The organism is Pseudomonas furukawaii (assembly GCF_002355475.1).
Taxonomy (GTDB): Bacteria; Pseudomonadota; Gammaproteobacteria; order Pseudomonadales; family Pseudomonadaceae; genus Metapseudomonas; species Metapseudomonas furukawaii.
On record NZ_AP014862.1, the window covers coordinates 5,835,933 to 5,848,565 of the forward strand.

A 12,633-nucleotide genomic window follows, 5' to 3' on the forward strand; every position below is an offset into this window, starting at 1 on the left:
TCATTTCCTAGGAGTTGATTCGCATGCCGCATCTGTCCCGCCTCACCTCCCTGGCCATGGCACTGGCGCTGCTCGGCGGCGCCTCGCAGTCGCTGGCCGCCGAGGACCCGGCAAATCTCCCCGCCACCACGGTCAGCGGCAAGGCGCCCCTGCCCCTGGACGAGCTGCGGACCTTCGCCGAGGTGCTGGACCGCATCAAGTCGGCCTATGTCGAGCCGGTGGACGACAAGACCCTGCTGGAAAACGCCATCAAGGGCATGCTGAGCAACCTCGATCCCCACTCGGCCTATCTGGAGCCGGAAGACTTCCAGGAGCTGCAGGAGAGCACCAGCGGCGAGTTCGGCGGCCTGGGGATCGAAGTGGGCGCCGAGGACGGCTTCGTCAAGGTCGTGTCGCCCATCGACGACACCCCCGCCTCCAAGGCCGGTATCCAGCCCGGCGACCTGATCGTGAAGATCGACGGCCAGCCCACCAAGGGCATCTCCCTGATGGAGGCCGTGGACAAGATGCGCGGCAAGGCCGGTAGCAAGATCACCCTGACCCTGGTGCGCGAGGGCGGCAAGCCCTTCGACGTGGAGCTGGTGCGCGCCGCCATCAAGGTCAAGAGCGTGAAGAGCCAGTTGCTGGAGAAAAGCTATGGCTACCTGCGCATCACCCAGTTCCAGGTGAACACCGGCGAGGAAGTGGGCAAGGCCCTGGCCAAGCTGCGCAAGGACAACGGCGACAAGAAGCTCGCCGGCCTGGTGCTGGACCTGCGCAACAACCCCGGCGGCGTGCTGCAGGCCGCGGTGGAGGTATCCGACCACTTCCTCAGGAAAGGCCTCATCGTCTACACCAAGGGCCGCATCGCCAACTCCGAGCTGCGCTTCTCCGCCGACCCGGCCGACGCCAGCGAAGGCGTTCCGCTGGTGGTGCTGATCAACGGCGGCAGCGCCTCGGCGGCGGAGATCGTCGCCGGCGCCCTGCAGGACCACAAGCGCGGCGTGCTGATGGGCACCGACAGCTTCGGCAAGGGTTCGGTGCAGACCGTGCTGCCGCTGAACAACGACCGCGCGCTGAAACTCACCACCGCGCTGTACTACACCCCCAACGGCCGCTCCATCCAGGCCCAGGGCATAGTCCCGGACATCGAGGTGGCGCGGGCCAAGGTCACCCGCGAGCAGGATGCCGAGAGCTTCAAGGAAGCCGACCTCGCCGGGCACCTGGGCAACGGCAATGGCGGCGAGGACCGCCCCAGCGCCACTCGCAAGGCCGCCGAGCCGCGCCCGCAGGATGACGACTTCCAGCTCAGCCAGGCCCTGAACCTGCTGAAGGGCCTGAACGTCACCCGCGAGAACTGACCGTGAAGTGGGGCACCTGGCTGCTGTCGCTCCTGCTGGGCGCGATGGCCGCCGGTGCCTGGGCCTCGCCACCCGCGCGCCTGGCGCTGATCATCGATGACCTGGGCCGGACGCCCGCCCGTGACCAGCGCGTCCTCGGCCTACCCGGCCCGGTCGCCCTGTCCATCCTTCCCGATGTCCCCCATTCCCGTGAATTGGCCGTGGCCGCCCACGCCGCCGGCAAGACGGTGATGCTGCACTTGCCCATGGACCCGGCCGGTGGCCCCTACGCCTGGCATCCCGGGTTATCCACAGGCGAGCTGGAAAGTCGCCTGGATGCGGCGCTACGCCGGGTGCCTTTCGCCCGAGGGCTGAACAACCATATGGGTAGCCGCATGACCGCCCAGCGCCCGGCCATGGCCTGGCTTATGCGGCGCCTGCAGCGGGACCACCGCTTTTTCGTCGACAGCCGCACCAGCGCCGCCACCGTGGCCGCCGCCGAGGCACAGAAGATCGGCCTGGCGAGCCTGTCGCGGGACATCTTCCTGGATGACGACCAGAGCCCGGCTGCGGTGGCGAAGCAGTTCCATGCCGCCCTGGAACTGGCCAGACGGCAGGGTTCCGCCCTGATGATCGGTCACCCGCACCCCGCGACCCTGGCGCTGCTGGAACGGGAGCTGCCGCGCCTCAAGGCCCGGGGTTTCGAGCTGATCGACGTGGAGATGCTGATCGCCCTGCGTGGCAACCGGGCCATGGCGGCCCATGGCAAGGCGGGGATCTACCGCTAGCAGGACATGACGCCGCTGCCGGCATCCCTCTCCCGATGGGAGAGGGGCCCCGGACCGTAGTCACAGGGCCGGACCGACCGGCCTCACAGGTAGTTCTGGGTGATCTCGTCGACGATGCCTTCAGCACGCATCTGGTCCAGGGCCTTCTGCAGACGCTCCACCACCTCGTCAGGGGTGTCCTTGTTGAACGCCAGGTAGAGTTCGGCACTGTTGAAGCGCAGCACGGTCTGCAGGCCGCTCACCCCTTCCTGCTTGGCCAGGTAGCGGCCCACGGGGTCGGTGGTGGCCCAGAGGTCGATCTGCCCCTTGATCAGTTTCTTCACGTTCTCCTGGTCGCGCAGGGCGTTCTGCGGAGCCATGCCCTGGCTTTCCAGGTGCTGGCTCACGGCGTCGTTCTTGTAGGCGCCTATGCGGTACTGGGACGCGCTCTTCAGGTCACTGACGGCGATGTTGTTGCCAGGCGCGGCGAGCAGCACCCACTCGGTCCTGGCGATGGGGCCGACCCACTTGAACAGGGGCTGCCGTTCGGCGGTGAAGGTGGTGGAGAAGAGGCCGTAGCTGGGTTTGTCCAGGGTCAGGCGGTAGAGGCGGTCCCAGGGGAAGCGCAGGGTCAGGCTGTAGCCGATGTCGGCACGCTTGAACATCTCGCGGACGATATCGGCGCTGATACCGTCGATGCCATCGTCCCGGGCGAAGTTCTTATCATCCACCGCCATGTTGAACGGCGGGAAGTTCTCGGTGAGCAACACCACCTTGTAGTCCGCCGGCAATTCGGCGCGAGCCGTGAAGGCGAGGCACATCAAGCCCAGGGTGAGGGCACGTTGGATCAGCTTCTGCATGGTCATTCCGCTCGCTTGGATTTGTGGTTTTGGCAAAGCGACTTGCACGTGCGGGCTCCCCGCCCACACGACGGACGACCGGCTCGTGGCCGGTCGTCTGGGTCTTCCTAGAGGTAGCTGTCGAGAATCTCGTCGACGAAGCCCTCGGCGCGCATCTGGTCCAGCGACGCCTGCAGCCTGTTCACCACTTCATCGGGGACATCCTTGTTCAGCGCCAGGAACAATTCGGCCTGGTTGAAACGCAGCACGGTCTTCAGGCCGCCGACGCCTTCCTGCCGGGCCAGGTAGCGACCGGCCGGATCGCCAGTGGCCCAGAGATCGATCTGCCCCTTCTCCAGCTTCTTCGCGTTCTCCTGGTCGCGCAGGGCCGTGACCGGCTCCAGCTTCTGCTGGATCAGGTACTCGGCGATGGCGTCGCCCTTGTAGGCACCCACCTTGTACTGGCGGGCATCGTCCAGGCTGGACAGGCTGATGGGACTGTCGGCCCGCGCCAGCATCACCCAGTCATCCGGTCCGATGGGGCCGACCCACTTGAAGGATTGTTCGCGCTCGGGCAGGCGGGCCGTGACGAAGACGCCGTAGCCGGGCTTTTCCAGCGCCAGCTTGTAGATGCGATCCCAGGGGAAACGCAGGGTCAGGCTGTACTTGACCCCGGCACGCTTGAACATTTCGCGGACGATATCCACGGCGATGCCGTCGATATTGTCTTCCTGGGCGAAGTTCTTCCCGTTGATCGACATGTTGTAAGGGGGGAAGTTTTCCGTCAGGAGAACCACGCTGTAGTGCTCATCCACTTCGGCGCGGGCGGCGCCGGCCAGCACCATCAGAGTACCGGCCAGCGCCAGCAGCAGGCGTTTCGACATAGGCGACTACCTTCCAGGTACGTGGGAAATGCGCTGAGCTTACCCTCACCAGCGCGAGGCTCGGACATCAGCGGCCCAGGCTGCGAATTCCGTCACGCGGAGCAGCCCGGGACAGGGGGAGGCAAGAATCGTGCTCAGCGCACCAGGATGCCGCGACTGGCCAGGTAGGCCTTGGCTTCCGGCACGGTGTACTCGCCGAAGTGGAAGATGCTGGCCGCCAGGACGGCGTCAGCCTTGCCCTCGAGGATACCGGCCGCCAGGTGCTCCAGGTTGCCGACGCCGCCGGAGGCGATCACCGGGATGCCGACGGCTTCGCTGATGGCGCGGGTAACGCCCAGGTCGTAACCGCTCTTCACACCGTCCTGGTCCATGCTGGTGAGGAGGATCTCGCCGGCCCCCAGGTCTTCCATCTTCTTCGCCCAGGCCACGGCATCCAGGCCGGTGGGTTTGCGACCGCCATGGGTGAAGATCTCCCAGCGCGGGGTTTCGCCCGGGGCGGAGACCCTCTTGGCGTCGATGGCCACCACGATGCACTGGGAGCCGAAGCGCGAGGCGGCCTCGCCGACGAACTCGGGGGTGAACACCGCGGCGGTGTTGATGGAGACCTTGTCGGCACCGGCGTTGAGCAGGTTGCGGATGTCCTGCACGGTGCGCACGCCGCCGCCCACGGTCAGCGGGATGAACACCTGGCTGGCCATGCGCTCGACGGTGTGCAGGGTGGTGTCGCGGCCGTCGACGCTGGCGGTGATGTCGAGGAAGGTGATCTCGTCGGCGCCCTGCTCGTCGTAGCGGCGGGCGATCTCCACCGGGTCGCCGGCATCGCGGATGTTCTCGAACTTGACGCCCTTCACCACGCGGCCGTTGTCCACGTCGAGGCAGGGGATGATGCGTTTGGCCAGTGCCATGACAGTGCTCTCGTAGGATGGGTTGAGCGCAGCGATACCCCTCGTTGCGCCAACGGATGACTCCATGCGGTGGGTCATGCCGCCAGGCGGCCAACCCACTCTACGCCCCGTTCAGCCCTTGTAGCTGTCGCAGAAGGCCTGGGCCTCGGCGACATCCAGGGTGCCTTCGTAGATGGCGCGACCGGTGATGGCGCCGATGATGCCGGGGGCCTTGGCGGCCAGCAGCTTCTCGATATCGCCCAGGTTGTGAATGCCGCCGGAGGCGATCACCGGGATGCGGCTGGCGGCCGCCAGGGCCGCGGTGGCCTCGACGTTGCAGCCCTGCATCATCCCGTCCTTGGCGATGTCGGTATAGACGATGGCGGACACGCCGTCGGCCTCGAAGCGGCGGGCCAGGTCCACCGCCTGCACGCTGCTCACCTCGGCCCAGCCGTCGGTGGCGACGAACCCGTCCTTGGCGTCCAGGCCGACGATCACCTTGCCCGGGAAGGCCTTGCAGGCCTCGGTGACGAACTCGGGCTCCTTCACCGCCTTGGTGCCGATGATCACGTAGCTGACGCCGGCCTTGACGTAGTGCTCGATGGTTTCCAGGGAACGGATGCCGCCGCCGATCTGGATCGGCAGGTTCGGGTAGCGCCTGGCGATGGCGGTGACCACCTCGCCGTTCACCGGCTTGCCCTCGAAGGCGCCGTTGAGGTCCACCAGGTGCAGGCGGCGGCAGCCACCTTCCACCCACTTGGCGGCCATGCTCACCGGGTCGTCGGAGAACACGGTGGAGTCTTCCATGCGGCCCTGGCGCAGGCGCACGCAGGCGCCGTCCTTCAGATCGATAGCGGGGATAATCAGCATCGGTTCAACCTGCTCGAAGTCAGTGGATTCGGTGTGGCGCTCAGGCTTTCTCGAGCGCCCACAAGTCGTTCTCGATGCTGTCGAACCTGTCCTTCAGGTGCGCCTGCACATCGGAGATCGCCTTGTTGTAGAAATGCGGTGCGAACTCGCGGGCGAAGAAATCCAGCACTTCCTCGGCCTCGAAGGCGCCCAGTTCCAGCTCGAAGCGCTCGGCCATGAAACGCTTGATGGCCAGCACGCCGTCCTGGGTCTGGGCGGCGTCTAGCTGCAGGCTGGGGGCCTTCTTCCCGCGGCTCATGGGCTTACCAGCGACCGTCCCAGGCGGCGAAGTTCTGCAGCAGTTGCAGCCCGTGGGTGTGGCTCTTTTCCGGGTGGAACTGCACGGCGAAGCGCGAGCCCTCGGCCAGCGCGGCGGCGAAGTCCTTGCCGTAATGGCCGCGACCGACCACCTGCTTGGGATTGCCGGCCTCGATGTAGTAGCTGTGCACGAAGTAGAAGCGCGCCAGGTCGGGGATGTTGTGCCAGAGCGGATGGGCCACGCTCTGCTGCACCTCGTTCCAGCCCATGTGCGGCACCTTCAGGTGCTCGCCGTCTTCCACCAGGTCCTTGCCGAAGAAGCGCACCTGGCCGGGGAACAGGCCGATGCAGTCGACGCCGTCGTTCTCCTCGCTGTGCTCCAGCAGCGCCTGCATGCCGACGCAGATGCCGAGGAACGGACGATCCTTGCTGACCTCACGCACCAGCTCGTCGAAGCCCAGGCGGCGGATCTCGGCCATGCAGTCGCGGATGGCGCCTACACCGGGGAAGACCACGCGGTCAGCCTCGCGGATCACGCTGGCGTCGCTGGTGACCAGCACGCGGCCGGCGCCGACATGCTCAAGGGCCTTGGCGACCGAGTGCAGGTTGCCCATGCCGTAATCGATGACCGCGACCGTCTGCATCAGAGCACGCCCTTGGTGGAGGGCATCTGGCCGGCCATGCGCGGATCGCGCTCGATGGCCATGCGCAGCGCGCGGCCGAAGGCCTTGAACACGGTCTCGATCTGGTGGTGGGTGTTGTGACCACGCAGGTTGTCGATGTGCAGGGTCACCAGGGCGTGGTTGACGAAGCCCTGGAAGAATTCCTGGAACAGGTCCACGTCGAAACCGCCGACGGTGGCACGGGTGAAGGGCACATGCATCTGCAGGCCCGGGCGGCCGGAGAAGTCGATCACCACGCGGGACAGGGCTTCATCCAGGGGCACATAGGAATGGCCGTAGCGAACGATGCCCTTCTTGTCGCCGATGGCCTGGGTGAAGGCCTGGCCGAGGGTGATGCCGACATCTTCCACAGTGTGGTGATCGTCGATATGCAGATCGCCCTTGCACTCGATGTCCAGGTCGATCAGGCCATGGCGGGCGATCTGGTCAAGCATGTGCTCGAGGAAGGGCACGCCGATATCGAAGCGGGCCTTGCCAGTGCCATCCAGGTTGATCGAAACCTTGATCTGGGTTTCCAGGGTATTGCGTTCGACGGACGCCGTACGTTCGGCCATCACCAGCTCCACAAAAGGCTCACGAAAAAAGAGCGCCATTATAGGCTGCGCCCTCCCGGCGCGGCTACCGACGGCGGTCGGCGACGTTTACACTGCCGGGCCGCGCCCGCACCGCCACCAGGAGCCACCATGCCCGTAGCCGTCGAGATCCTCTCCAGCCCCTCCGAGCAGGACCACGCCGACCTGGCGAAGATCTACGCCGACGCCCCGGACTGGCTACTGGCCCCCTATGCCAGCGCCGCCGAGCTGATTCAGCAGGGCCTGGCCGATGAGCGCCTGGTGGTTGGCCGCTTCAACGATCGCCTGCTGGGCGCCGCCCTGGTCGCGCGCCTCGACGAGGGCTGGCGGCTGTCCCATCTCTGCGTGCGCCAGGTCACCCGCCAGCGCGGCGTCGGCCGGCGCCTGGTGGAAGAAACCGCACGCCTGGCCCGTGAAGCCGGTACGACCCTGCGCCTGGCGGCACCCGCAGGCCACCTGGAGAGCCAGGCCCTGGCCGCGCGCCTGCACCTGCCGCTGGACAGCCTCTGAGCGCCACCCGCGCAAGGCGCTGAACCCGTGGCGAAAAACGCCATCCAAAGACCCTGACCCAGGCGCCGACCCCGCCCGGCGGCAGCCATGGCTGATGGCCCGGCGCTATACTCGGCACCTCAAATTCACCCGACCCACCACAAGGACTGGCCAATGAAAGCCTTCGGAAAAATCCTGGGCCTCATCTTTCTCGGGCTGCTGCTGATCATCGTGGCTGCGGGCTTTGCCCTGACCCACCTGTTCGACCCGAATGACTACAAGGACGAGATCCAGCAACTGGCCCGCGACAAGGCCAACCTCGAGCTGACCCTCAAGGGCGACATCGGCTGGAGCCTGTTCCCCTGGCTCGGGCTCGAACTGCACCAAGCCACCCTCGCCAGCCCCGCTACGCCGGAGAAGCCCTTCGCCGATCTCGACATGATCGGCCTGTCGGTGCGGGTGCTGCCGCTGCTGCGCCGCGAAGTGCAGATGAGCGACATCCGTGTCGTGGGCCTGAATCTCGACCTGCAGCGCGACGAGAAAGGCAAGGGCAACTGGGAAGACATCGGCCGCCCGCCCCAGTCCCCCGAAGGCGGCCCGGAGAACCGCTCGGCCGCACCCACCGCAGCACCCCGCCCCACTGGCGCGGAGGAACCGGCGCGCCCGATCAAGCTGGACATCGACAGCCTGACCCTGAGCAATGCACGTATCGACTACAGCGACGCCAAGTCCGGCCGGCAATTCAGCGCCGAAGGCATCGAACTGACCACCGGCGCCATCCGTGAAGGCGCCAGCATCCCCCTCAAACTGAGTGCCTTCTTCGGCACCAACCAGCCGGTGATGCGCGCCAAGACCGAGCTCACCGCCAACCTGCGCTTCGAGCGCGCGCTCAAGCGCTACCAGCTGGAAGACCTCAAGCTCAACGGCGAAGCCTCCGGCGAACCGCTCAAAGGCAAGACCCTCGCCTTCAACGCCCAGGGCCAGTTGCTGGCGGACCTGGCAGCCAACGTCGCCGAATGGAACAGCCTGAAGCTCTCCGCCAACGAGCTGCGCGCCCTGGGCGACGTCAAATTGCGCGATCTGGACAAGACGCCCCGTCTCGAAGGTGGCCTGTCCATCGCCAAACTGGACCTGCGCGCCTTCCTCACGGGCCTCGGCGTGGAACTACCGCCCATGAGCGACGCCACCGCCCTGCAGAAGTTCGAGCTGGTGACCCGGCTTGCCGGCAGCCCGGACAGCCTTGCCCTGGAAGGCCTGAACCTCAAGCTGGACGGCAGCACCTACACGGGACGCATCGCCGTGGCCGACTTCGCCAGCCGCGCCCTGCGGATACAGCTCAAAGGCGACAAGCTGGACCTGGACCGCTACCTGCCGCCCAAGTCCAAGGCCTCGCAGGACGCCCAGAGCGCTCGCCAGGCCGAAGTGAAGGGCACCGTGGCCGCCGCCAGCCAGGGCACCACGCCGCTTCCCAACGCCCCGACCCAACTGGCCTGGAGCGAAACGCCCATGCTGCCGGTCGACCCGCTGCGCAAACTGGACCTGGAAGCCACCCTCGACCTCGGCCAGTTCAGCGTCGACAAGCTGCCCATGGAGGATGTCAGCCTCAAGGCCCTGGGCAAGGGCGGCCTGCTGACGCTGGAGGAGCTGCGCGGCGACCTCTTCGACGGCAACTTCACCGTCAGCGCCCAACTCGACGTTCGACCCGCTGTTCCGCTGCTCAAGGCCCAGAAGCGCGTCAACCGGGTACCGGTGGAGAAACTCCTCCAGGCCCGGGGCCAGAAGCCGCCCGTGCGTGGCCAACTGGACCTGACCGCCGACATCACCACCAGCGGCAACAGCCAGAAGGCCTGGGTAGACGGCCTCAACGGCACCGCCAGCTTCGTCCTGAACGATGGCGCGCTGCTGGATGCCAACCTGGAGCAGCAGCTCTGCCAGGGCATCGCCACCCTCAACCGCAAGACGCTCTCCAGCACCCGCAGCAGTGCCGAGACCCCCTTCCGCGAGCTCAAGGGCTCCCTGGTGTTCAACAACGGCGTCGCCAGCAACCAGGACCTGCGCGCCAGCATTCCCGGCCTCAGCGTCAAGGGCGACGGTGCGGTGGACCTGCGCGTACTCGGCCTCGACTACCGGCTGGGAGTCGTCATCGAAGGGGACAAGAGCGACATGCCGGATCCGGCGTGCCAGGTGAACGAGCGCTACGTGGGCATCGAATGGCCCCTGCGCTGCCGCGGCCCGCTGGAGCTGGGCGCCAAGGCCTGCCGCCTGGACAAGGACGGCATGGGCAAGGTGGCCGCCAGGCTCGCCGGCGACAAGCTCAGCGAAAAGCTCGAGGAGAAGCTCGGCGACAAGGTCAGCCCGGAACTCAAGGACGCGCTTAAAGGGCTGTTCAAGCAATGACGCCCGAGCAGTTCTCAAGCGCCGTCCTCGACTGGTACGACCACCACGGACGCAAGGACCTGCCCTGGCAACAGGGCATCACCCCGTACCGGGTCTGGGTCTCCGAGATCATGCTGCAGCAGACCCAGGTCAGCACGGTGCTCGGCTACTTCGACCGCTTCATGGAGGCCCTGCCCAGGGTCCAGGACCTGGCGGCCGCCCCCGAGGACGAAGTGCTTCACCTGTGGACCGGCCTGGGCTACTACACCCGGGCCCGCAACCTGCAGAAGACGGCGCAGCGGGTGGTGGCCGAATACGGCGGCGAATTCCCCCGGGACGTCGACCGGCTCGCCGAGCTGCCCGGCATCGGCCGCTCCACCGCCGGCGCCATCGCCAGCCTCTCCATGGGCCTGCGCGCCCCCATCCTCGACGGCAACGTCAAGCGCGTGCTGGCCCGTTACGTGGCCCAGGAGGGCTACCCGGGAGAACCCAGGGTCGCCCGGCAACTCTGGGAGGTGGCCGAGCGTTTCACCCCCCAGGTGCGGGTCAACCACTACACCCAGGCGATGATGGACCTGGGCGCCACCCTCTGTACCCGCAGCAAGCCCAGCTGCCTGCTCTGCCCCTTGCAGAGCGGTTGCCGGGCGCACCAGCTTGGCCGGGAAACCGCCTATCCCGCTCCGAAACCGCGCAAGGCCCTGCCGCAGAAGCGCACTCTGATGCCGCTGCTGGCCAGCCGCGACGGTGCCATCCTGCTCTATCGCCGCCCGTCCAGCGGACTCTGGGGCGGGCTCTGGAGCCTGCCGGAACTGGATGACCTCGACGCCCTGTCGCCGCTTGCCAGCCAACGTGGGCTGCGCCTGGGCGAGCGACGCGAACTGCCGGGGCTGACCCATACTTTCAGCCACTTCCAGCTAGCCATCGAGCCCTGGCTGGTGGAGGTCGAGGGCGAAGCCCCCGCCGTGACCGAGGGCGACTGGCTCTGGTATAACCTCGCCACCCCGCCGCGCCTGGGGCTCGCCGCCCCGGTGAAGAAATTGCTCAAGCGCGCGGCCGATGCATTGAACGCAGGAGATTCGTGATGACCCGCACCGTGATGTGCCGCAAATTCAAAGAGGAACTGCCGGGCCTGGAGCGGCCGCCGTACCCGGGCGCCAAGGGCGAGGACATCTTCAACAACGTCTCGAAGAAAGCCTGGGATGAATGGCAGAGCCACCAGACCATGCTGATCAACGAGCGTCGCCTGAACATGATGAACGCCGAGGACCGCAAGTTCCTCCAGGCCGAAATGGACAAGTTCCTCTCCGGCGAGGAATACGCCCAGGCCGAGGGCTATGTGCCCCCAAGCGCGTAACCGCCCGTAATAACTAAATTTTTTTTCAGAAGGGTGTTGACGAGGGGCCGGCAAATCCGTCTAATAGCGCCCCGTTGCCCAGGTAGCTCAGTCGGTAGAGCAGGGGATTGAAAATCCCCGTGTCGGCGGTTCGATTCCGTCCCTGGGCACCACTAATACCGTCAAGAAGCCCCAGCCAAGCGCTGGGGCTTTTTGTTTTCGGCGCTCGCAGGCGGCGCCGGACAAAGCGCATGGCCCTGCACCACGATTTGCCCCCTCCATCGGCCTCTCACACTAAGCGGCTGATTCATAAAGAGAAAGCGCAATACAGGCGACCGCCACCGGGAAAAACGCCGGAGCAGCCTGTTTCCGCGACTTTTTAGCCACCGCGACAAGCAACTGTAGCGATGCGACAACCTGCCACGCCGGGCCGCTCCAAGGGCCTCCCCACGCTTGGCGCGTGGCAAAGCGCTATGCTAGCTTCCCCCTCGCCAGGAAGGCCGCCCCACCGCCAGAGTGCCCCGAAAAACAAGAGGATCCCCCATGGCCCAAGCCACGCCAGCGCTTGAAATTCGCAACCTTCACAAACGCTACGGCGAACTCGAAGTGCTCAAGGGCATCTCCCTCACCGCCAAAGACGGTGATGTGATCTCGATCCTCGGCTCCTCCGGCTCCGGCAAGTCCACCTTCCTGCGCTGCATCAACCTGCTGGAGAACCCCCATGAAGGGCAGATCCTCGTAGCAGGTGAAGAACTCAAGCTGAAGAAGAGCCGCAACGGCGAACTGGTCGCAGCCGACAACCGGCAGATCAATCGCATGCGCAGCGAGATCGGCTTCGTCTTCCAGAACTTCAACCTCTGGCCGCACATGTCGGTGCTCGACAACATCATCGAAGCGCCACGCCGCGTGCTGGGCCAGAGCAAGGCCGAGGCCACCGAGATCGCCGAAGCCCTGCTGGCCAAGGTCGGCATCGCCGACAAGCGCCACGTCTATCCGACCCAGCTCTCCGGTGGCCAGCAGCAGCGCGCGGCCATCGCCCGCACCCTGGCCATGCAGCCCAAGGTCATCCTCTTCGATGAGCCCACCTCGGCGCTGGACCCGGAAATGGTACAAGAAGTGCTTAACGTGATCCGCGCGCTGGCCGAGGAAGGCCGCACCATGCTGCTGGTCACCCACGAAATGAACTTCGCCCGCAACGTCTCCAGCGAAGTGGTGTTCCTGCACCAGGGGCTGGTGGAGGAACAGGGACCGCCGGCCCAGGTATTTGACAACCCGCAATCGGCGCGCTGTAAACAGTTCATGTCCAGCAATCGCTAAAAC

At 66.2% G+C, this 12,633-nt stretch carries 14 protein-coding genes and 1 tRNA gene; 8 read left to right on the plus strand and 7 right to left on the minus strand.

Annotation, left to right across the window (positions count from 1 at the left end):
* Positions 1 to 23 precede the first annotated feature (23 nt).
* Entirely contained in the window at positions 24 to 1,340 is a 1,317-nt protein-coding gene (locus KF707C_RS26985) for a S41 family peptidase (RefSeq protein WP_003453359.1), read from the plus strand.
* 44 nt (positions 1,341 to 1,384) lie between these two features.
* The gene (locus KF707C_RS26990) at positions 1,385 to 2,107 is read left to right on the plus strand and encodes a divergent polysaccharide deacetylase family protein (RefSeq protein WP_051050747.1); all 723 of its coding nucleotides are present in this window, start codon (positions 1,385 to 1,387) and stop codon (positions 2,105 to 2,107) included.
* 83 nt (positions 2,108 to 2,190) lie between these two features.
* Here KF707C_RS26990 and KF707C_RS26995 read toward each other — a convergent pair whose 3' ends face one another.
* From KF707C_RS26995 to hisB, 7 genes are all read right to left on the minus strand, one after another.
* The gene (locus tag KF707C_RS26995) at positions 2,191 to 2,946 is read right to left on the minus strand and encodes a substrate-binding periplasmic protein (protein WP_036993250.1); all 756 of its coding nucleotides are present in this window, start codon (positions 2,944 to 2,946) and stop codon (positions 2,191 to 2,193) included.
* A 107-nt stretch (positions 2,947 to 3,053) separates the two neighbouring features.
* On the minus strand, positions 3,054 to 3,809 hold the full coding sequence (locus KF707C_RS27000) for a substrate-binding periplasmic protein (RefSeq protein ID WP_003453364.1): 756 nt from the start codon (positions 3,807 to 3,809) through the stop codon (positions 3,054 to 3,056).
* Positions 3,810 to 3,943: 134 nt separating this feature from the next.
* Positions 3,944 to 4,714 carry an imidazole glycerol phosphate synthase subunit HisF gene (gene hisF / locus KF707C_RS27005; RefSeq protein ID WP_003453367.1) on the minus strand — a complete coding sequence of 257 codons (771 nt, stop codon included), beginning with the start codon at positions 4,712 to 4,714 and terminating at the stop codon, positions 3,944 to 3,946.
* 111 nt (positions 4,715 to 4,825) lie between these two features.
* Complete coding sequence (gene hisA, locus KF707C_RS27010) at positions 4,826 to 5,563, minus strand: 1-(5-phosphoribosyl)-5-[(5-phosphoribosylamino)methylideneamino]imidazole-4-carboxamide isomerase (RefSeq protein ID WP_003453369.1); 738 nt, start codon at positions 5,561 to 5,563, stop codon at positions 4,826 to 4,828.
* A gap of 40 nt (positions 5,564 to 5,603) precedes the next feature.
* Entirely contained in the window at positions 5,604 to 5,861 is a 258-nt protein-coding gene (locus KF707C_RS27015; RefSeq protein WP_003453371.1) for a DUF2164 domain-containing protein, read from the minus strand.
* Positions 5,862 to 5,865: 4 nt separating this feature from the next.
* A complete protein-coding gene (gene hisH, locus KF707C_RS27020; protein ID WP_003453372.1) occupies positions 5,866 to 6,504 on the minus strand; it encodes an imidazole glycerol phosphate synthase subunit HisH in 639 nt (212 codons plus the stop codon).
* Positions 6,504 to 7,097: an imidazoleglycerol-phosphate dehydratase HisB gene (hisB, locus tag KF707C_RS27025; protein ID WP_036993252.1), complete on the minus strand. Its 594-nt coding sequence runs from the start codon at positions 7,095 to 7,097 to the stop codon at positions 6,504 to 6,506. Before hisB ends, hisH begins: the two co-directional genes overlap by 1 nt.
* A 129-nt stretch (positions 7,098 to 7,226) precedes the next feature.
* Between hisB and panM the strand changes: the two genes are divergently transcribed.
* The 6 genes from panM (at position 7,227) to KF707C_RS27055 (ending at position 12,630) form a co-directional block, all read left to right on the plus strand.
* Positions 7,227 to 7,625, plus strand: coding sequence for an aspartate 1-decarboxylase autocleavage activator PanM (panM, locus tag KF707C_RS27030; protein WP_003453376.1), 399 nt, complete (start codon positions 7,227 to 7,229; stop codon positions 7,623 to 7,625).
* Between the two features lie 153 nt (positions 7,626 to 7,778).
* Entirely contained in the window at positions 7,779 to 10,001 is a 2,223-nt protein-coding gene (locus KF707C_RS27035) for an AsmA family protein (protein WP_003453378.1), read from the plus strand.
* Entirely contained in the window at positions 9,998 to 11,062 is a 1,065-nt protein-coding gene (gene mutY / locus KF707C_RS27040) for an A/G-specific adenine glycosylase (protein ID WP_003453380.1), read from the plus strand. Before KF707C_RS27035 ends, mutY begins: the two co-directional genes overlap by 4 nt.
* Positions 11,062 to 11,334: an oxidative damage protection protein gene (locus KF707C_RS27045; protein WP_003453382.1), complete on the plus strand. Its 273-nt coding sequence runs from the start codon at positions 11,062 to 11,064 to the stop codon at positions 11,332 to 11,334. The genes mutY and KF707C_RS27045 overlap by 1 nt, the downstream gene beginning before the upstream one ends.
* Positions 11,335 to 11,410: 76 nt before the next feature.
* Positions 11,411 to 11,486, plus strand: a tRNA-Phe gene (locus tag KF707C_RS27050).
* Between the two features lie 370 nt (positions 11,487 to 11,856).
* A complete protein-coding gene (locus KF707C_RS27055) occupies positions 11,857 to 12,630 on the plus strand; it encodes an ABC transporter ATP-binding protein (RefSeq protein ID WP_003453384.1) in 774 nt (257 codons plus the stop codon).
* Positions 12,631 to 12,633 lie beyond the last annotated feature (3 nt).

Bases quoted from the DNA above. Each gene is read 5' to 3' on its own strand.
- hisA (WP_003453369.1), bottom strand. From the start codon at position 5,563: ATGCTGATTATCCCCGCTATCGATCTGAAGGACGGCGCCTGCGTGCGC.
- mutY (WP_003453380.1), top strand. From the start codon at position 9,998: ATGACGCCCGAGCAGTTCTCAAGCGCCGTCCTCGACTGGTACGACCAC.
- KF707C_RS27015 (WP_003453371.1), bottom strand. From the start codon at position 5,861: ATGAGCCGCGGGAAGAAGGCCCCCAGCCTGCAGCTAGACGCCGCCCAG.
- hisH (WP_003453372.1), bottom strand. From the start codon at position 6,504: ATGCAGACGGTCGCGGTCATCGATTACGGCATGGGCAACCTGCACTCG.
- KF707C_RS26995 (WP_036993250.1), bottom strand. From the start codon at position 2,946: ATGCAGAAGCTGATCCAACGTGCCCTCACCCTGGGCTTGATGTGCCTC.
- hisB (WP_036993252.1), bottom strand. From the start codon at position 7,097: ATGGCCGAACGTACGGCGTCCGTCGAACGCAATACCCTGGAAACCCAG.
- KF707C_RS27035 (WP_003453378.1), top strand. From the start codon at position 7,779: ATGAAAGCCTTCGGAAAAATCCTGGGCCTCATCTTTCTCGGGCTGCTG.
- hisF (WP_003453367.1), bottom strand. From the start codon at position 4,714: ATGGCACTGGCCAAACGCATCATCCCCTGCCTCGACGTGGACAACGGC.
- KF707C_RS26985 (WP_003453359.1), top strand. From the start codon at position 24: ATGCCGCATCTGTCCCGCCTCACCTCCCTGGCCATGGCACTGGCGCTG.
- panM (WP_003453376.1), top strand. From the start codon at position 7,227: ATGCCCGTAGCCGTCGAGATCCTCTCCAGCCCCTCCGAGCAGGACCAC.
- KF707C_RS27045 (WP_003453382.1), top strand. From the start codon at position 11,062: ATGACCCGCACCGTGATGTGCCGCAAATTCAAAGAGGAACTGCCGGGC.
- KF707C_RS26990 (WP_051050747.1), top strand. From the start codon at position 1,385: ATGGCCGCCGGTGCCTGGGCCTCGCCACCCGCGCGCCTGGCGCTGATC.
- KF707C_RS27000 (WP_003453364.1), bottom strand. From the start codon at position 3,809: ATGTCGAAACGCCTGCTGCTGGCGCTGGCCGGTACTCTGATGGTGCTG.
- KF707C_RS27055 (WP_003453384.1), top strand. From the start codon at position 11,857: ATGGCCCAAGCCACGCCAGCGCTTGAAATTCGCAACCTTCACAAACGC.